Source organism: Mesorhizobium amorphae CCNWGS0123, from assembly GCF_001686985.1.
GTDB lineage: Bacteria > Pseudomonadota > Alphaproteobacteria > Rhizobiales > Rhizobiaceae > Mesorhizobium > Mesorhizobium amorphae.
In genome coordinates, this window is record NZ_CP015318.1 from 4,873,152 (window position 1) to 4,890,750 (window position 17,599).

Below are 17,599 nucleotides of genomic sequence, written 5' to 3' on the forward strand. Positions count from 1 at the left end.
CAACAAAATAGCGCGCAGTTGCCGGCGCGCCCCAAGAATCACTGATAGGAAACCAGCGTTGCACCATTTTCATGGCTGAAATCTGGCTTCACGCCAAGCATTGAAGCCGCGCGCCGGATGATATTGCCCGCCATGACGCCCGCATTCGAGGCCGCCGTAGCGCCCATGCCGGGCTTTTCCGGCTTCGGTTCGTCGGCGATCGTCAGCACGATGTACTGCGGGTCGTCCATCGGGAAAGCAGCGACGAAGGCATTGAAATTCTTGTCCTTCGAGTAGCGGCCATTGACGACCTTTTCAGCCGTTCCGGTCTTGCCGCCGACGCGATAGCCCGGAACCCTGGCACTCTTGCCCGAGCCTTTCTCGGCGTTGAGCGCATAGAGATAGCGCATGCCCTCGACGGTCTTTTCGTTGACCACTTTCTTGGCCACCGCCATCGCTTCCTCCTGCGTGCGAGGCAGGAATGTCGGCTCGATAAGGTAGCCGCCATTCATCAGCGCGGCGCAGCCGACGGCGGTCTGCAGCGGTGTCGTCGACACACCGTGGCCGAAGGCGATGGTGATCGAATTGACCTGTTTCCACACCTTGGGCTCGGTCGGGCGCGCGACCTCGGGCAATTCCGTCTGCATCTTCTCGAGAATGCCCAGCCGATGCAGGAATTCGCGATGCCCTTCGATGCCCACCGCTTCGGCCTCCTTGGCCGAGCCGATATTGGAGGAATAAATGAACACCTCAGGCACCGACAGCACGCGGCCCTTGCCGTGGAAGTCGTGAATGGTCTGATGGCCGATCCTGATCGGGCGCGAGGCGTCGAACCGGCTCTCCAGGGTCACCTTGCCTGAATCCAGCGCCATGGCGGTGGTGAAGCTCTTGAACGTCGAACCCATTTCGTAGAGGCCCGCTGACATGCGATTCAAGCGGTCCTTGTCCTGGGCATTGTAGGGATTGTTGGGGTCGAAATCCGGCACCGACGCCATCGCCAGCACTTCGCCGGTCTTGACGTTGAGCACGACGGCGCCGGCGGCGATGGCGTGGAAGCGTTCCATGCCGGTGGCCACCTCGTCGCGCACGATGTGCTGGACGCGCAGGTCGATCGAGAGCTGCACCGGCTTGAGGTCCCTGGCCACTGCCAGGCCCGACGCCTGAAGGTCGGTCAGACCCTGCTCGTCGACATATTTCTCCATGCCGGAAATGCCCTGGTTGTCGATATTGGTGAGACCGACAATGTAGGACGAGGTCTCGCCGGCCGGATAGAAGCGGCGTTTTTCGGTACGGAAGCCAAAGCCGGGGATGCCGAGCTGCATGATGTCGGCCTGCTGCTTCGGTGTCAGCTGCCGCTGCAGCCAGACGAATCCGGCGCCGCTCTTCAGCTTGTGATAGGTCTGTTCGTAGTCGATCTCGGGAAGCACCGTCGACAGCTTCTCGATTGCCTCGTCGGCGTCGACGATGCGGCGTGGCTCGGCAAACAGCGAGGCAGTCTTGATGTCGGTCGCCAGCACCTCGCCGTTGCGATCGACGATATCGGGCCGCGACGCGGTCACCCGGCTCTGCGGCCCGCCCGACATGTCGGGATTCTGGAAGCCGAGATAGACCAGCCTGCCGGCGATGGCCGAATAGATGCCGAAGAACACCGCCATCGTCATCACGATGCGCGTCCTGGCCTTGCCGCCGGTCGCCTTGCGGGCGCCATCGACGACGATCGAGCCGTCTTCGCCGGGCCTGGCGCTGCGCTTCAGCAGGCTGCCGATCTTTGGAAGTTTGCCCATTGCTGGAAGTCTGGCGATCATTGGACGATGCCTCCGGTCACCACGGGATCCTTGCCGTCCGAGGGCCCTTTGCCGGAATTGTCGGCGATGCCGCCCAGCCGTTGCGACGACAGATCCTCTATGTTGAGCGGTTTTGCCGGAAGATCGTCGAGGCCGACGATCTGGCGCGCATTTACCGGCTCGAGTCCCAGCTGCGACTTGTAGATTTCGGCCAGCTTCTGCAGGCGCGACGGCTGAGTGAGCAGGCTCCAGTCCGCCTTCAGAAGGTCGATCGTGTCCTCCTCATAGTGGATCTGCGCCTGGATCTTCTGCACCGCCGCCAATTGTTCCTCGGCCTCGCGCTTGGTCTTGTAGGTCAGGGCGGCCGCCGAGACCATGACCGCGATAAGGACTATGTCGCTGGTACGAAACACGTGCTCACCTCTCTCCCGGCAGGTCGATGCCGGGAAGCTTTGGAAGGCCGAAAATCGAAAAGTCGCTGCTACGCGCCGGCGCCTCGGCGCGGGTTGCCGCGCGCAGCCTGGCCGAACGTGCTCGCGGGTTGGCCGCGATCTCGGCATCGCCCGCCGTCACGCCGCTGCCGGCCTTGCGAAAAGTCGCCATCCGCGCCTGCGCCTCGGGCAAGTGGCGCGAGCCGCTCGCCGCATCCGAGCGGTCGGCGATGAAGCGCTTGACGATGCGGTCCTCCAGCGAATGGAACGTCACCACCGCCAGCCGCCCACCGGGCTTAAGCGCACGCTCGGCCGCAAACAGCGCCTTGGCCAGTTCGCCAAGCTCGTCATTGACGAAGATGCGCAGCGCCTGGAAGACGCGCGTCGCCGGATGGATCTTGTCCTTCGGGGCGCGGCCAATATGCGTCTCGATGGCGTCGGCGAGGTCGAGCGTGCGCTCGAACGGCCGCTTTTCGCGGCGGCTCTCGATCATGCGGGCGATGCGGCCGGCATGACGCTCCTCGCCCAGAAAGCCGAAGATGCGCGCAAGATCACCGGCCTTGAAACTGTTGACGACGTCGGCCGCGCTCAAGCCAGCCTGCGCCATGCGCATGTCGAGCGGCCCATCGTTGCGGAACGAGAAGCCGCGTTCGGCCTGGTCGAGCTGCATGGAGGAGACACCGATGTCGAGCACAACGCCGTCGGCGCTTTCGACATGGTCGTCCAACGTCGAGAACGGCGCCTGCACCAGCCGCAGCCTGCCACCCGATTGCTGTTCGAGAACACGACCAGCCGCGATGGCATCGGGATCGCGGTCGATGGCCACGACCGAAGCACCGGTCGCAAGAATGGCTTTGGTGTAGCCGCCGGCGCCGAACGTGCCGTCGACGACTACGTCGCCGGCTTTGGGTGAAAGCGCCTCCAGCACTTCGGCGAGGAGGACCGGAATGTGACGGACTGGTCCGCCAACGGCGTGAAGATCATCGCCGTCGCCCACCATCATTCCGGTCGCTCCCCAGGCTTCGTCCCCAGCCGAAGCTGCAAAAGCCGGGCGCGCGCCTGCGCTCCATAGGCGGCAAGCCGCCCCGGCTCCCAGATCTGAAAGAAATTGCCGCGGCCGACAAAGGCTACTTCCGCCGAAATGCCGGTATGTTCGCGGATGAAATCGGTCATCGTGATGCGGCCGTCCTGGTCCAATTTCAGGAACGTCCCGTCGCCATGGCAGAAGAACGACATGTCGTCCGCCGTCTGCAGGAAGGGATCTTCCTGCGCGATGCGCTGCTCGTAGCGGTCGAGCAGATCGAGACCGCCGACATCCATCGCCGGGATATCCAGGCCGCGCAGTGCATAGAGGTCCGAATAGCCGCGTTTCTGCACGACCGAGCGGAAATGCGCCGGAACGGAAACCCGTCCCTTCGCATCGATCCTGTTCACCGCGCTTGACAGAAACCGGTCCATTACGCGCTACAGCCGCTTCCGCCGCCGCCCCCCTCTCCATCGTGTCGCCCGCACCGCCGCAGCGCGGTCCCTTCCGAAAATCAGCTCCATCCGCCCGGACAAAAACACGCAAACGTACAGCCACAGCGGCTGCCCGATTGGCGTACGCTTCACCCTGACGCGGAACGAAGGCTTTGGTATTGGAATGGGATATCATGGGGCACTATGGGCGTCAACGGGAACAGGCTTCACAAACGTGCGCGTAACAACCTGGGGACACTGCTATGACGGCACTCCGGTCTTTATCCTCTATTAAGCCTAACGAAGGGTTTAGAACCCCTTGGCCCAACCGGAGGGCGCTTGCTGCAAACCGTTGGCACGCATAGCGTCACCCGGTCTTCTTCCGTCGGCAACAAGGTGTGAGATCGATGTCCGAAACAGCCAGGTCACGCGCCGCGGCACTTGCCCATTTGCGCAACGGCGGGTTCGCTACGGGCGACCCGATCCCCTTGCCGCTGACCATGGCCGCCATCTTTCACACGCCAGGGGATGCGACCGGCCTCAACGAGTATGGCCGCTACAGCAATCCGACTTGGGATGCCGTCGAGCACGCTCTTGGCCATCTGGAAAACGCCCGATGCATCGGCTTCCCGTCCGGAATGGCCGTGATTTCGGCAATTTTTTTCGCGCTTTTGAAGTCCGGCGACCGCGTGCTTTTGCCGTCGGACGGCTATCACGCCACGCGAGCGCTGGCCGAGCGCTTCCTCAAACCATTCGGTGTTGCCTATGATTTGCGGCCGACATCGACCTTTCTCGACGGCGGCTTCGCCGGCTATCGCCTGGCTTTCGTTGAGACCCCTTCGAACCCGCAACTGGATATTTGCGATATCGCCGCTGTCGCCAAGGCCGCCCACGAAGCCGGCGCGATCCTCGTGGCCGACAACACGGCGATGACGCCTTTCGGCCAGCGCCCGCTCGACCTCGGCGCCGACATCGTCGTCTCCGCCGACACCAAGGCGACCAACGGCCATTCCGACGTGCTGTTCGGCCACGTCGCCAGCCGCAGCGACGACATCATCGCTGCCGTGACCGGTTGGCGAGAGATGTCGGGCGCCATCCCTGGACCGTTCGAGGCGTGGCTGGTGCATCGCGGCCTCGAAACGCTAGACGTGCGTTTCGACCGCATGTGTTCTTCGGCGGAGATCGTCGCGCAAAGGCTGAAGGATCATCACGCCGTACACGGGCTGCGTTTTCCTGGGCTGGAAGGCGATCCGTCGCACAATCTGGCCCGCGCCCAGATGGAACGCTTCGGCTTTCTCGTCTCGTTCGAACTGGCCTCGGAAGAGAAAGCCGAGGCATTCATCAACAACTGCCCGCTGATTGAGGCGGCGACCTCCTTCGGCGGTGTCCACACCTCCGCCGAACGGCGCGCCAAACGCGGAGACGCCGTTGCGCCGGGCTTCGTGCGCCTGTCGATTGGCTGCGAACCGGTGGAAGAACTCTGGCAGGCGATCGAGGCATCGCTGGACAGGATCAGCGGCTGACAAGTCCACTACGAGCCGACGTCATCGGCTCCGATGTTGAGCTTGCCATGCAATACGCGGACGATTTGGATCGCATCCTCACCGACCCGATACAACGTAAGGTAATCGCCAACGACGCGCTGGCGGATACCAGGTGCTATGTCGTCGCGTGGCGCCCCTGAGAAGGGATAGGTCGCCAGTTGCTGCCACCGCGCCTCGATGCGATCGAGCAACCGATCGGCTGCAGCCTCGCTGTCGCGTGCAATATGAAGCCAGATCGTGATCAGATCGTCTTCTGCCCGCGCATTCCGGACGATGGGCAGCAAGTTCGTGCTGCGTCGTTGGATTTCAACCGCCTGCGCGCTTCGGCTTTTATTTCATCCATCGACGCGAACCGTCCGGGTCCGCTGTCGATCCCTTCCTGCACCAGCTTGCGCAGTTCCTCGACCGTATGGCCGAGCAGGTCGCGCCGGTCCTTCCATTGCCTGAGCGCATCGCGGATCACTTCGCTCGCCGAGGCATATTCGCCGGCGGCGACCACATCATCGACCGCCGCTGCCAGTTCCGGCGACAGCGTGATGCTGCGTTTGTCGACATGGCCCATGGCATGCTCCCGTATTGCCGAGCAGGCATGGTACGATTTAATCGCACCACTTTCAACCAGACAACATCGACCCCATGCTGAATCGACAGCTGCGCCCGAAGGCGCAAGCTGCCGAAATCAAAAGGATTTCGTTGAAGACCGGCAGAAAATTGCCAGCCGGCCTGTAAGCCGGGTTCTGTATGGCCCTCGCCCCTTGCGGCGCGAGAACGTGGCGGCCATTCATCTTGGGCGCATGTTGCCATGCGCCTCACGCAACCTACCCGGACGGTGAGCCGGAAACAGCCCTCGAGGGTTTCCCCTCGCACCGTCCCTATTCGGTCTTGCTCCCGGTGGGGTTTACCGTGCCGCTCCTGTTGCCAGTCGCGCGGTGGGCTCTTACCCCACCCTTTCACCCTTGCCGCGGATCCCGGTGCCTTGCGGACACCGGATGCCGTGGCGGTTTGCTTTCTGTGGCACTTTCCCTGGGGTCGCCCCCGCCGGCCATTAACCGGCACCGTGTCTCCATGGAGCCCGGACTTTCCTCACCCGCAGCCTTTCGGCTTCGCGGGTGCGGCCGCCCGGCCAGCTGGCAGAGCGTATAAAGGGGTTCACGCCTGAAAACGCAAACGAAAAAAGCAGCTTATGCCTGGACGGTCACGCAGGTGTCCCAAGCGCGGCCATCTGCACCTTCACCTTGCTGCAATAGGCCGCCGACACCGGGTTCATGCGCTTGGCGGCGTGGCCGGCATTGTATTTCAGGATCGTACCGCAGGTCGTACCGCCGCCCAGGCCCCGAGCCATGGCCAGATACTTCATGCCATAACGGATATTGGTGTCGGGATTGAACAGCCCCTTGACCGAACCGGTATAGCCCATCATCCGCGCCGTCGCCGGCTTGATCTGCATCAGGCCGATCTCGCCGGCGCCGCCGACAATGTTCGGCCGGTAGTTGCTCTCGATCTTGATCACGGCCTTGGCCAGCGACACCGGCACGCCTTCGGCCGCCGCATAGCGGGCGATGATCGCCGAATACTGGCCGGCCTCGGCCGGCGCAACTGCCGACACCCCGACATTGTCCGGGCGGATCGATGCCGTCGTCGTCAGGTCGATGCTCTTCCTGTTGCGCTTCACATGCCGTTTGGCTGTGGGCTTTCGGGCCTTCACCGCAGCTACCTTTTCGACCTTCGCAGTGGCCGTCTTCTTGGCTTTTGCTGCCTGAGCCGCTTTCGGCGGGACAGTCTTGGCGGGTACGGCGGAGAATCCCTGATCTGCCCTCTGGCTCAGTGGTGCGCCATTGGCCGCACCGATGGCAAAAGTCATTACGCCGGCAGCAACAGCTGCCGTTAGAACGGTCAATTTCTGCATGGGGTCCTGTTCTGTTTGAACCGCGCGAAGAACTTCACGCAGCTACACCAATCAATATCGGTACATCCGGGAGGATAGAGGTCCGACAATTTGCACGGTTCGCCTTTGAAGGCCGAATTGGCGGCAAAGAAGGCGGTGCAAGTCACTTTGCGTGACAGATTGTAATTTATCGACTCAAAAAGGATTACTTCGACAGGATTGCCTTGGCGGAAGCCAGCAGCCTTTGCAGCGTGCGGATTGTCGAGCCGTCGGCCACGCCGTCAACCAGGCGCGGGCGGAAATGCCGTTGAAAGGCTTCCACCACGATCCCGGTCTGCCGGTCGAACACACCCGATATCTCCACCCCATAGCCATAGACCGCCAGCATCGACTGCAGCGCCTCGACATCCGGGCCTGTATCGCCTGCCTTGACCACAGCACCCCGCCTGACCGGCGCCGCAGGGACGAGGTGGCCGACACCGGCCGCGAACAGGGCATTCCAGGGGAATTTCTCACCCGGATCGATCTTGCGTCCGGGTGCCACGTCGGAATGGGCCAGCACCCTTTGCGCCGGAATAAAATGGCGTTGGACGATCCCCGCGCACAGGCCGATCACGGCATCGATCTGCCGCCTTGGAAAAGCGGGATAGCCGAGCGAATGGCCGGGATTGACGATCTCGATGCCGACCGAACAGGAGTTGATGTCGGTACGTCCGAACCACGAACTCTTACCGGCATGCCAGGCACGATCGCTTTCCCGCACCATCTGGACGACGCGGCCGTCCTCATGGACGAGATAGTGGGCGGAAACCTCGCTCGCCGGATCGCACAGCCATGCCTCGGCACCGGGACCCGTCGCCATGCCGGTATAGTGCAGCACGATCATGTCGGGCTTGAGCGTGTCGCGCCGCGGACCGAAATTCGGCGATACCCTGACCTCGGCGCTCGGCTCGTCGGGCAGGAAACCGCTCATACGTGCCGCAGGCCCCGCTCGATCATCTCATAGGCTGCGTTGATCGCCGCGACCCTGGTCGTGGCGATCTTGATGAATTCCTGCGGCAGTCCGCGTGCGATCAGCCGGTCGGGATGATTGTCGGAAACCAGCTTGCGGTAGCGTTTCCTGATCTCCTCGAACGGTTTTCCGCGCTCGATGCCGAGCACGACATAGGGATCGGCTGCACCGAGATCGACGTGCCGCGCCAGGATACTCTGGTAATGTGCCTCCTCGATCCGGAATATCTCGGCGATGCGATGCAGGAACAGGCCTTCACGTTCGTGGATCATCCCGTCCGCCTTGGCTATGTGGAACAGACCGTCGAGTATGTCTTCAAGCATCAGGCAGTTCGCATGGCCCGAACCGCACAATTGCGCCATGCGCGCGGCATAGATCTCGAACCCGGCGACGTCCCGCTTGGCCAGGTCGTAAAGGCGCGCCACGTGGCGCGTCTCTTTCGCCGGAACCTCGAATATTTCCTGGAAGGCGCGCACCTCGTTCTGGGTGACGATGCCGTCGGCTTTGGCCATCTTGGCCGACAACGCGATCATCGCCACCGAAAAAGCGACACGGCGCCGCAGATCCGGGTCGCCCGAGAAAACGGTCCGCACGGCCTCCACGACATCGGCGACGCCTGACGACGCTGAAGAGGAAACACGTGTGATGAAGTCGCCGAGGCGGTCCCAAATCGACATAAGGGCTTCTTAGTGCGAACCGCCCACCGCTATCAAGCGAAGACAGTGCCGCAGGCCCGATCGATTTGAGACGCCTGACGAAGCGCCCAACCCTTGACTATGCGACCGGACGCTACCGCGCTCGGTCGCATTTACTGTTGTTCTGCAGGAAAAGGCCGGCTTGATGCCGGCCTTTTCCGTTCATCTCATGCTACTGCGCGGGCGCAGCAGGTGCTGCCGGAGCCGGTTCGGCAGGCTTCGTAGCGTCAGGAGCTGCCGGGGCGGCAGGCTGCATCGGCTCTTCGGCTGCCGGCGGGTTTGTGCTCTGTGTGGTGGTGTTGTCTGTGCCGCTGTCGCTGCACGCTGCCACCCCGAGCAGGGCAAGCGCCGAAAGCGACGCAAGAATGAGCTTTTTCATCACATCTCTCCTTCAACAAACGCTCACGTTCCTGTGAGCGCTCGAAGAGAAAATGCATCAGCTGGCCATGAGTTTCGTAACGTTGCGTTTCCGCATGTAACATCTTCAGATAGCTTAGTGATTGCCGTCCGACGAATGGCGAACTAACAGATAAAACAAGAGAAATGCCGGGAGCTGTGATGACCGAGAAATGGGACTTCTGGATCGATCGCGGCGGCACTTTCACCGATGTCATCGGCCGTGACCCTCAAGGCGGGCTGCATCCCAGAAAACTCCTGTCGGAAAACCCCGAAGCCTATGCCGATGCAGCCATCCAGGGCATTCGCGACCTGCTCGGGCTGAGATCCGGTGCACCTGTACCGTCGGGGCTGGTCGGCGACATCAAGATGGGCACCACCGTCGCCACCAATGCGCTTCTGGAGCGCAAGGGCGACCGTGTTCTGCTGCTCATCACCAAGGGCTTTCGCGACGCGCTGAGGATCGCCTATCAGGCGCGGCCGGACATCTTCGCCAAGGAGATCATCCTGCCCGAACAGCTCTACGAGCGGGTCATCGAGATCGAAGAGCGCGTGCGTGCCGATGGCCGCGTCGAACGCCTGCTCGATATTGCTGCTTGCCGCCCGGCCATCGAGCAGGCGAAGGCCGATGGCATCGACGCGGTTGCCATCGTCTTCATGCATGCCTGGAAATATCCCGACCACGAGAAGGCGGTGGCAAAAGTCTGCCGCAAGCTCGGCTTCGGCCAGGTCTCCGTCAGCCACGAAGTCTCGCCGCTGATCAAGCTGGTCGGCCGCGGCGACACCACCGTCGTCGACGCCTATCTCTCGCCGATCCTGTCGAGGTATGTGCAAAGGGTGGCGGGAGAACTCGGCGCTGGCCCCCGCCTCATGTTCATGATGTCGTCCGGCGGCCTTACCGCCGCCGATATGTTCCAGGGCAAGGACGCGCTCCTGTCCGGTCCGGCCGGCGGCGTCGTCGGCATGGTCGAAACGGCGAAGCTTGCCGGCTTTGAAAAAGTCATCGGCTTCGACATGGGCGGCACCTCGACTGACGTCGCCCACTATGACGGCGAGTATGAGCGCGCCTTCGACACCGAAGTCGCCGGCGTGCGCATCCGCGCCCCGATGATGCGCATCCATACCGTTGCAGCCGGCGGCGGCTCGATCCTTCATTACGAGACCGGCCGCTTCCGCGCCGGGCCGGATTCGGCCGGCGCCAATCCCGGTCCCGCCGCCTACCGGCGCGGCGGCCCGCTCGCCGTCACCGACGCAAATGTCATGCTCGGCAAGCTGCAACCCGACTTCTTTCCTGCGATCTTCGGACCGGGCCAGGACCAGCCGCTCGATGTCGGGACCGTGCACAAGAAATTCGCGGCGCTCGCCGCCGAAATCGGCGATGGCCGCTCGCCGGAGGCCGTCGCCGAAGGCTTCGTCACCATTGCCGTCGAGAACATGGCCAACGCCATCAAGAAGATTTCCGTTCAACGCGGTTATGATGTCACCGAATATCTGTTGAACTGCTTCGGCGGTGCCGGCGGCCAGCACGCCTGCCTCGTCGCCGATGCGCTCGGCATGGAGGCGGTGCTGATGCATCCCTTCTCCGGACTGCTCTCGGCCTATGGCATCGGCCTGTCGTCGGTCTTTGCCTCTCGCCAGCAGGCGCTGCTGCAGCCCCTGGCGGAAGGATCCCTGCCGGCGATCGACGACCTCATCGCGACATTGCGAAAAGCCGTCATCGAAGAACTCGCCGCGCAAGGCATTGGTGAAGATGCCGTCTCCTCGAAGCCGGTGCTGCAGATCCGCTATGACGGCACCGACACGGCATTGCCGGTGAACTTCGAACACGGCTCGATTGCGCGAGCCAGAAGCGATTTCGAAGCGGCCCACAAGGGTCAGTTCGGTTTCGTCTACGAGGACAAGCCGATGATCGTGGAGTCCGTTGGCGTCGAAGGCACCGACACTGGCGGCGGCGGCCGCGATGAAGGTGAATCTGAAACCGAAGATCTTGTCGTAAGTCCTTCCGAGACTCGCAAAATCTTCGCCGAGGGCGAATGGCGCGACACCGGCGTCTTCCGCCGCGAAGCGTTCAAGCCGGGCAACAGGGTTTCCGGCCCGGCCTTGATCATCGAGCCCAACCAGACCATCGTCGTCGAGCCAGGCTGGCAGGCCGAAATCACCGCCAGGAACCATGTGCTGCTGCGCCGCATCGAGAAAAAGCGCCGCCAGGCGGCGCTCGGCACCGAAGCCGATCCGGTCATGCTGGAGGTCTTCAACAACCTGTTCATGTCGATCGCCGAGCAGATGGGCGTGACGCTGCAGAACACCGCCTATTCCGTCAACATCAAGGAACGGCTGGATTTCTCCTGCGCCGTGTTCGACCGCCATGGTGCGCTGGTCGCCAATGCGCCGCACATGCCGGTGCATCTGGGCTCTATGGACCGCTCGGTCGAGACCATCATCAGGCTGAACTCGGGCGACATCCACCCCGGCGACGTCTTCGCCCTCAACGCGCCCTACAATGGCGGCACGCATCTGCCCGACATCACGGTGGTGACGCCGGTGTTCGACGACGCGAAGAAGGAAATCCTGTTCTGGGCGGCCTCGCGCGGCCACCATGCCGACGTCGGCGGCACCGCTCCCGGCTCGATGACGCCGCTCGCTACGACGGTCGACGAGGAAGGCGTTCTGTTCGACAATTTCCGCATCGTCGATCGCGGAAAATTCCGCGAGACCGAATTGGAAACGCTGCTCACCGACCACCCCTACCCGGCCCGCAATCCGCACCAGAACATCGCCGACCTCAAGGCGCAGATCGCCGCCAATGAAAAGGGTGTGGCCGAATTGCGCAAGATGGTCGCGAATTTCGGCCTCGATGTCGTCGAGGCCTATATGGGTCACGTCCAGGACAATGCCGCCGAGAGCGTGCGCCGCGTGCTGGAGCGCCTGCCCGACAGTTCCGAATGCGAGTATCCGACCGACACCGGCCAGGTCATCAAGGTGAAGATCACGGTCGACCGGCAAAAGCGCGAGGCGACAGTCGATTTCACCGGCACCTCGCCGGTCATGAAGAACAATTTCAACGCACCCGAGCCGGTCGCCCGCGCCGCCGTTCTCTATGCCTTCCGCGTCATGGTCGAGGACATGATCCCGATGAATGCCGGGTGTCTGCGTCCCATCAACATCATTATCCCGGACGGCTGCATGCTCAGACCGTCCTATCCGGCCGCCGTCGTCGCCGGCAATGTCGAAACCTCGCAGCATGTTACCAACGCTCTGTTCGGCGCCATGGGCGCGATGGCCAATGCGCAAGGCACGATGAACAACCTCACCTTCGGCAACAAAAAGTATCAGTATTACGAAACGATCTGCTCGGGCTCGCCGGCTGGCCAGATGAATTCCGGCCGCGGTTTCGCCGGCACGTCGGGCGTCCACACCCATATGACCAACTCGCGCCTCACCGATCCGGAAGTGCTGGAACTGCGCTTTCCCGTCCTGCTCGAGGATTTCCACATCCGCGAGGGTTCCGGCGGCAAGGGCAAATGGGGTGCCGGTGACGGTACCAAGCGCACCATCCGCTTCCTCGAAAGGATGGAATGCGCAATCCTGTCCTCGCACCGCAACCGCCCGCCACAGGGCCTTGGCGGTGGCAGCGACGGCGAAGCCGGCTCGACCAAGGTCCGCCGCAACAGCGGTTCGGTCGAGGAGATGAAGGCCTGCGACCAGACCGTGCTCGACGCTGGCGAGGCTGTCATCCTAACGACACCGACGCCGGGCGGGTTCGGACGAGCCTAAGGGGGCTTCGAGAACTCGCTGCGGCGAGTCAGGTGGCGTGGCTTTTTAAGAACCGGAGCGGAGCGGACATTGAAGTCCGTGAGCACCGGAAGCGCAGAAAGCCGCGTCAGATGACCGCCGCAGTAGAATTGTCGATACCTCTGACTGTCACGGGCCTGTCATGACGCTGGGCTACCCGCTTGCGCCAACGCAAACGGGGAATCACCTTGCCATGACGGACGTTTCCGGAGATCTGGTTTTTCGCCGCGGCAAGGAAGTTGGAAAAGCCGTCTACCAGAACCGCCCGCTGTCGAAGGCCGGCCTTTCCGAGCGGCTTTTCGCTTTCCTCTTCTCCGGCCTCGTCTACCCCCAGATCTGGGAAGATCCCGATGTCGACATGGAGGCCATGCAGCTTGGCCACGGCCATCGCATTGTCACCATCGCGTCCGGCGGCTGCAACATCCTGGCTTACCTTACGCGCTCGCCGGAGCGGATCGATGCCGTCGATCTTAACGCCGCCCACATCGCGCTGAACCGCATGAAGCTCGAGGCTGTCCGGCATTTGCCGTCGCAGGGCGACCTGTTCCGCTTCTTCGGCGCCGCCGACACCCGTCACAATTCGGAAGCCTACGATCGGTTCGTCGCGCCGCATCTCGATCCGGTCAGCCGCCACTACTGGGAGCGCCGCAACTGGCGCGGACGCCGTCGCATTGCCGTCTTCGACCGCAATTTCTACCAGACCGGCCTGCTCGGCCTGTTCATCGCCATGGGTCACCGCGTCGGCAAATTCTTCGGCGTCGACCCTGCCGGCATCATGCAGGCCAGGAACATCAGCGAGCAGCGCCGCTTCTTCAACGAGGAGCTGGCGCCGGTGTTCGAAAAGCCGCTGCTGAAATGGGCGACATCGCGAAAAGCCTCGCTGTTCGGCCTGGGCATTCCGCCGGCGCAATACGATTCGCTGATCACCTCCGGTGACGGCACCATGGCGAGCGTCCTGAAAGCCCGGCTGGAGAAGCTCGCCTGCGACTTTCCGCTGAACACCAACTATTTCGCCTGGCAGGCCTTTGCCCGCCGCTATCCCGAGCCCGGCGAAGCCGCCCTTCCCGCCTATCTCGAAAAGCGCAACTACAAGACCATCCGTGACAATGTCGACCGCGTCGCCATCCATCATGCCAACCTGATCGAGTTCCTTGCCGGCAAGGATGCCGGCACGGTCGACCGCTTCGTGCTGCTCGATGCGCAGGACTGGATGACCGACGACCAGCTCAATGCGCTGTGGGCCGAGATCACCCGCACGGCATCGGCCGGCGCCCGCGTCATATTCCGCACCGCGGCCGAGCCCAGCCTGCTGCCTGGCCGCGTCTCGGTTTCGCTGCTCGACCAGTGGAGCTACGAGGATGAGGCCTCGCGCGAATTCTCGGCGCGCGACCGCTCGGCCATCTATGGTGGCTTCCACCTCTATGTGAAGCGGCCCGCATGAGCACGAGCGAGCTGCCGGCCAGCCATGCCGAACTGATGGACGGCGTCTATCGCTGGCAGCGCCATATCTACGACCTGACCCGAAAATACTACCTGCTCGGCCGCGACCAGATGATCGCCGGGCTGGACGTACCGCCCGGTGGCACCGTGCTCGAACTCGGCTGCGGCACCGGCCGCAACATTGTGCTTGCCGCCCGCCGCTATCCGGATGCGCGCTTCTTCGGCCTCGATATCTCGACCGAGATGCTGGAGACGGCGCGCGCATCCATCGCCCGCGAAGGCCTATCCGACCGCGTCGCACTGGCGCGTGGCGACGCTACCGATTTCGACGCCAACGGGCTGTTCGGCATCGAGAGTTTCGACCGCATCTTCGTGTCCTATTCGCTGTCGATGATCCCCGGTTGGGAGAAGACGGTTTCGGCAGCCCTGGCCGCCCTTGCGCCTGGCGGTTCGCTGCATGTTGTCGATTTCGGTCAGCAGGAAGGCCTGCCGGGCTGGTTCCGGACCTTGCTGCGCGGCTGGCTGAGGAAATTCCACGTCGCTCCGCGTGAATCCCTGCGCGACGTCCTGGAATCGGAGTCCGAACGAACCGGTTCAACCTTTCGTTTTCGCACGCTTTATCGCGGCTATGCATGGCTCGCCGTGATTCGGCAGCCAAAAGGCTAGTGAAGCGCCTTGACCAGCGCCCCCAGCATCGTCTGCGGCCGGTAGCCGAGCTTGGCCGGCGTCAGCCCGAGCCGCACCACCACCACCTGCTCTGACGGAATGATGGCGACCGTCTGCCCGTCATGCCCTTCCATCCAGTAGGTATCCTTGGGTAGGCCCGCCGCGACGCCGGCGCCGGGGTTTTCCTCATCGCCCGGTGCCTCGATCCACACCTGCCCCTTGCCATAGACTTTCGAGGCCGACGCAGGCTCCCGCATCCAGTCGACGAAACCGGCCGGCAGGATCTCATTGCCGTTCCAGACCCCGCCTTGCAGCAGGAACTGCCCGAAGCGTGCCCAATCATGCGCCGTGGCGTAGAGATAGGATGAGCCGACGAAAGTGCCCTGCTCGTCGGTTTCGAGCACGGCGCTGTGCATGCCGAGCGGCTCGAACAGCGCCGTCCGCGGCCAGGTCAGCGCCTTGTCCTTGTCGCCGATGGCGTCCTGCCAGAGGCGCGACAGCATCACAGCCGTGCCACTCGAATAGGAGAACACCTTGCCGACCTCGCCGGTGAGCGGCTTGGATTCGGCGAACCCCGCCATGTCGGGCTCGAGATAGAGCATGCGTGTGACGTCGGCGACGTCGCCATAGTCCTCGTTGAACTCCAGCCCGCTCGACATCGCCATCATGTCGGCAAGGCTGATGGCGGCGCGGCCGTCGGCCTTCCATGGCCCGAACAGCCCCTGATCGGTCACCGCCACCTTACCGTTCTTGACCAGCGTGCCGACGATCGCCGCGTTCACCGTCTTGGTCATCGACCAGCCGAGCAGCGGCGTCTTCTGCGAAAAGCCGTCGCCATAGCGCTCGCCGACAATGCGGCCGTTCTTGACCACCACCACCGCCCGCATGCCGGTGCCCGCCATGGCCGCGTCGTCGAGGATCTTGGCGATCTCCGGTGCCTGCGAGGCGTCGACCCGTTCGCCTTCCGGCCACAGCGCATCCTGCCTGGTGGCGGCGGGCTCGGCATAGGTCACCGTCTGCCTCGCCTTGCCGGTGTTGCCATCCGGAACCGAAGCACAGCCCAGCCCGTCGCGCGCGACGGCGACACTTCTACCGAACACACCGAACAAGCCTGCCGAAACCATCCCGCGTTCCTTGTCGACCGACACCTTCATCAGCCTGAGCAGCGGATGGCCCGGCGCCTGCACGTCGACGGCGAGCACTTCATTGGCGTCGCGCCCGGCAATGAAGATGTTCGAGCAGACGATCTTGGCCGAATAGCCCGAACCGACGCGGATCAATTCCGGCGGCGCGATATAGAGCCAGGCAAACAGCGCGGCTACCGCCAGCACGACCAGGCCAAGCAGCCATTTGACGATCTTGGCGACGATCCGCATCTTTTCCATCCCCCGGTGTTTTCGCGCTCGATTTATGTCATCGATTTGCCGACATTGCTTCGGCAAAATCTCTGTTGTTGTCGAGCGCCGTCAACCTGATATCAACCAAGTTCGGCGATCAGATGAGGAAGGCGTGCGATCCTGTGGGGTGATCGTCCGGCGGGGCCAGATCGAGGGGCACCAGCAGAAACGACCCATCAGCGGCCGGCTGAACCCGGCTCAGGAGTAGAGAGATGCGCCGACTCGCGGCTCTCATCATGCTGACGCTGTTGGGCGCCTGCTCGACCGTGGACGATCTCTCGCCGCTGTCGCCGTCCTCGTCCAGCAACCCGACAATCGCGGTGCGTGCACCGCGTTTCGAGGATTCCAAGCCGCATGAATGGGACAGCGGCGCCCCGTGGAACTATGCGGTCCACGGCACCGATGTCTCCAAATACCAGACATCGGTCGACTGGCCGGCGGCCAAGGCCAGCGGCATCTCCTTCGCCTTCATCAAGGCGACCGAGGGCGGCGACCGCTTCGACGAGTATTTCAACGAACACTGGAGCCGCACCAAAGCCGCTGGAGTTCCGCGAGCCGCCTATCATTTCTTCTATTTCTGCACGCCCGCCGCCACGCAGGCGCGCTGGTTCATCGCCAACGTACCTGTCGACCGCTCGGCCATGCCGCCGGTGCTGGACATGGAATGGAACCCGAAATCGCCGACCTGCAGGCTGCGCCCGAACGCAGCGACGGTGCGCTCGGAGATGACGACCTTCCTCGAAATCGTCGAGCGGCACTACGGCAAGAAGCCGATCATCTACACCTCGGTCGACTTCTTCGACGACAACGGCCTGTCGACCTTCCGCGGCTATCCCTACTGGCTGCGCTCGGTCGCCGGCCATCCACGTCAGAAATACGGCAGCCACCCTTTCACCTTCTGGCAGTACACCGGGACCGGTATCGTTCCCGGCATGACCGGCAAAGCCGACATCAACGTCTTCAACGGCTCCGAGGCCGCCTGGAACAAGTGGCTGCGGCAGAACACCCGTTGACACAGGTTCAACGGCTGCGAGGCCGCCCGGAACAAGCGGCTGCGGCAGAACACCCGTTGACACCGGGGCCCGCGCCTGCTTTTCGACACAGCCGGCGGCGAACATTT

16 protein-coding genes and 1 other RNA gene are annotated in these 17,599 nt (G+C 63.1%); 5 read left to right on the top strand and 12 right to left on the bottom strand.

Going from position 1 to position 17,599, the window contains the following annotated elements; genetic code table 11:
- Window positions 1–38 precede the first annotated feature (38 nt).
- Genes A6B35_RS23045 through mraZ form a run of 4 tightly spaced genes read right to left on the bottom strand, consistent with a single transcriptional unit; the run spans window position 39 to window position 3,652 of the window.
- On the bottom strand, window positions 39–1,784 hold the full coding sequence (locus A6B35_RS23045; protein WP_006204207.1) for a peptidoglycan D,D-transpeptidase FtsI family protein: 1,746 nt from the start codon (window positions 1,782–1,784) through the stop codon (window positions 39–41).
- Window positions 1,781–2,176 (bottom strand): cell division protein FtsL, encoded by a 396-nt coding sequence (ftsL, locus tag A6B35_RS23050; RefSeq protein ID WP_006204206.1) that lies wholly within the window; start codon window positions 2,174–2,176, stop codon window positions 1,781–1,783. The genes A6B35_RS23045 and ftsL overlap by 4 nt, the downstream gene beginning before the upstream one ends.
- Before the next feature lie 4 nt (window positions 2,177–2,180).
- Window positions 2,181–3,197 (bottom strand): 16S rRNA (cytosine(1402)-N(4))-methyltransferase RsmH, encoded by a 1,017-nt coding sequence (gene rsmH / locus A6B35_RS23055; RefSeq protein WP_006204205.1) that lies wholly within the window; start codon window positions 3,195–3,197, stop codon window positions 2,181–2,183.
- Window positions 3,194–3,652: a division/cell wall cluster transcriptional repressor MraZ gene (gene mraZ / locus A6B35_RS23060; RefSeq protein ID WP_006204204.1), complete on the bottom strand. Its 459-nt coding sequence runs from the start codon at window positions 3,650–3,652 to the stop codon at window positions 3,194–3,196. The genes rsmH and mraZ overlap by 4 nt, the downstream gene beginning before the upstream one ends.
- A gap of 407 nt (window positions 3,653–4,059) precedes the next feature.
- On the opposite strand from mraZ, the gene A6B35_RS23065 reads away from it, so the two are divergent.
- Window positions 4,060–5,175, top strand: a complete 1,116-nt coding sequence (locus A6B35_RS23065; RefSeq protein ID WP_006204203.1) for a cystathionine gamma-lyase — start codon at window positions 4,060–4,062, stop codon at window positions 5,173–5,175.
- 8 nt (window positions 5,176–5,183) lie between these two features.
- On the opposite strand, the gene A6B35_RS23070 is transcribed toward A6B35_RS23065, so the two are convergent.
- The 7 genes from A6B35_RS23070 to A6B35_RS34645 form a co-directional block, all read right to left on the bottom strand.
- Entirely contained in the window at window positions 5,184–5,480 is a 297-nt protein-coding gene (locus A6B35_RS23070; protein WP_006204202.1) for a type II toxin-antitoxin system RelE/ParE family toxin, read from the bottom strand.
- A complete protein-coding gene (locus tag A6B35_RS23075; RefSeq protein WP_006204201.1) occupies window positions 5,438–5,758 on the bottom strand; it encodes a type II toxin-antitoxin system ParD family antitoxin in 321 nt (106 codons plus the stop codon). The genes A6B35_RS23070 and A6B35_RS23075 overlap by 43 nt, the downstream gene beginning before the upstream one ends.
- Window positions 5,759–5,906: 148 nt before the next feature.
- Window positions 5,907–6,327, bottom strand: an RNA gene (gene rnpB / locus A6B35_RS23080) — RNase P RNA component class A.
- Between the two features lie 64 nt (window positions 6,328–6,391).
- On the bottom strand, window positions 6,392–7,102 hold the full coding sequence (locus A6B35_RS23085) for a lytic transglycosylase domain-containing protein (RefSeq protein WP_040583363.1): 711 nt from the start codon (window positions 7,100–7,102) through the stop codon (window positions 6,392–6,394).
- A gap of 184 nt (window positions 7,103–7,286) precedes the next feature.
- Entirely contained in the window at window positions 7,287–8,054 is a 768-nt protein-coding gene (locus tag A6B35_RS23090; protein ID WP_006204198.1) for an N-acetylmuramoyl-L-alanine amidase, read from the bottom strand.
- Entirely contained in the window at window positions 8,051–8,770 is a 720-nt protein-coding gene (locus A6B35_RS23095) for a J domain-containing protein (RefSeq protein ID WP_006204197.1), read from the bottom strand. The genes A6B35_RS23090 and A6B35_RS23095 overlap by 4 nt, the downstream gene beginning before the upstream one ends.
- Before the next feature lie 190 nt (window positions 8,771–8,960).
- Window positions 8,961–9,167 (bottom strand): hypothetical protein, encoded by a 207-nt coding sequence (locus A6B35_RS34645; protein WP_006204196.1) that lies wholly within the window; start codon window positions 9,165–9,167, stop codon window positions 8,961–8,963.
- 179 nt (window positions 9,168–9,346) lie between these two features.
- Between A6B35_RS34645 and A6B35_RS23100 the strand changes: the two genes are divergently transcribed.
- The 3 genes from A6B35_RS23100 to A6B35_RS23110 all read left to right on the top strand — a co-directional run bounded on the left by A6B35_RS23100 (window position 9,347) and on the right by A6B35_RS23110 (window position 15,082).
- Window positions 9,347–12,958 (top strand): hydantoinase B/oxoprolinase family protein, encoded by a 3,612-nt coding sequence (locus A6B35_RS23100; protein ID WP_006204195.1) that lies wholly within the window; start codon window positions 9,347–9,349, stop codon window positions 12,956–12,958.
- A gap of 160 nt (window positions 12,959–13,118) precedes the next feature.
- Window positions 13,119–14,417 carry a BtaA family protein gene (locus tag A6B35_RS23105; RefSeq protein WP_040583362.1) on the top strand — a complete coding sequence of 433 codons (1,299 nt, stop codon included), beginning with the start codon at window positions 13,119–13,121 and terminating at the stop codon, window positions 14,415–14,417.
- Window positions 14,414–15,082, top strand: coding sequence for a class I SAM-dependent methyltransferase (locus A6B35_RS23110; RefSeq protein WP_006204193.1), 669 nt, complete (start codon window positions 14,414–14,416; stop codon window positions 15,080–15,082). The genes A6B35_RS23105 and A6B35_RS23110 overlap by 4 nt, the downstream gene beginning before the upstream one ends.
- Here the strand turns inward: A6B35_RS23110 and A6B35_RS23115 are convergent.
- Window positions 15,079–16,458: a serine hydrolase domain-containing protein gene (locus tag A6B35_RS23115; RefSeq protein ID WP_040583368.1), complete on the bottom strand. Its 1,380-nt coding sequence runs from the start codon at window positions 16,456–16,458 to the stop codon at window positions 15,079–15,081. The genes A6B35_RS23110 and A6B35_RS23115 overlap by 4 nt on opposite strands.
- Window positions 16,459–16,691: 233 nt before the next feature.
- On the opposite strand from A6B35_RS23115, the gene A6B35_RS23120 reads away from it, so the two are divergent.
- A complete protein-coding gene (locus A6B35_RS23120) occupies window positions 16,692–17,492 on the top strand; it encodes a glycoside hydrolase family 25 protein (protein WP_006204191.1) in 801 nt (266 codons plus the stop codon).
- Window positions 17,493–17,599 lie beyond the last annotated feature (107 nt).

What these genes read in the sequence shown, in the direction of transcription:
- A6B35_RS23105 (WP_040583362.1), top strand. Translation starts at nt 13,119, where the DNA reads ATGACGCTGGGCTACCCGCTTGCGCCAACGCAAACGGGGAATCACCTT.
- mraZ (WP_006204204.1), bottom strand. Translation starts at nt 3,652, where the DNA reads ATGGACCGGTTTCTGTCAAGCGCGGTGAACAGGATCGATGCGAAGGGA.
- A6B35_RS23110 (WP_006204193.1), top strand. Translation starts at nt 14,414, where the DNA reads ATGAGCACGAGCGAGCTGCCGGCCAGCCATGCCGAACTGATGGACGGC.
- A6B35_RS23075 (WP_006204201.1), bottom strand. Translation starts at nt 5,758, where the DNA reads ATGGGCCATGTCGACAAACGCAGCATCACGCTGTCGCCGGAACTGGCA.
- A6B35_RS23115 (WP_040583368.1), bottom strand. Translation starts at nt 16,458, where the DNA reads ATGCGGATCGTCGCCAAGATCGTCAAATGGCTGCTTGGCCTGGTCGTG.
- A6B35_RS23090 (WP_006204198.1), bottom strand. Translation starts at nt 8,054, where the DNA reads ATGAGCGGTTTCCTGCCCGACGAGCCGAGCGCCGAGGTCAGGGTATCG.
- A6B35_RS23095 (WP_006204197.1), bottom strand. Translation starts at nt 8,770, where the DNA reads ATGTCGATTTGGGACCGCCTCGGCGACTTCATCACACGTGTTTCCTCT.
- A6B35_RS23100 (WP_006204195.1), top strand. Translation starts at nt 9,347, where the DNA reads ATGACCGAGAAATGGGACTTCTGGATCGATCGCGGCGGCACTTTCACC.
- A6B35_RS23045 (WP_006204207.1), bottom strand. Translation starts at nt 1,784, where the DNA reads ATGATCGCCAGACTTCCAGCAATGGGCAAACTTCCAAAGATCGGCAGC.
- A6B35_RS23085 (WP_040583363.1), bottom strand. Translation starts at nt 7,102, where the DNA reads ATGCAGAAATTGACCGTTCTAACGGCAGCTGTTGCTGCCGGCGTAATG.
- A6B35_RS23065 (WP_006204203.1), top strand. Translation starts at nt 4,060, where the DNA reads ATGTCCGAAACAGCCAGGTCACGCGCCGCGGCACTTGCCCATTTGCGC.
- A6B35_RS34645 (WP_006204196.1), bottom strand. Translation starts at nt 9,167, where the DNA reads ATGAAAAAGCTCATTCTTGCGTCGCTTTCGGCGCTTGCCCTGCTCGGG.
- A6B35_RS23120 (WP_006204191.1), top strand. Translation starts at nt 16,692, where the DNA reads ATGCGCCGACTCGCGGCTCTCATCATGCTGACGCTGTTGGGCGCCTGC.
- rsmH (WP_006204205.1), bottom strand. Translation starts at nt 3,197, where the DNA reads ATGATGGTGGGCGACGGCGATGATCTTCACGCCGTTGGCGGACCAGTC.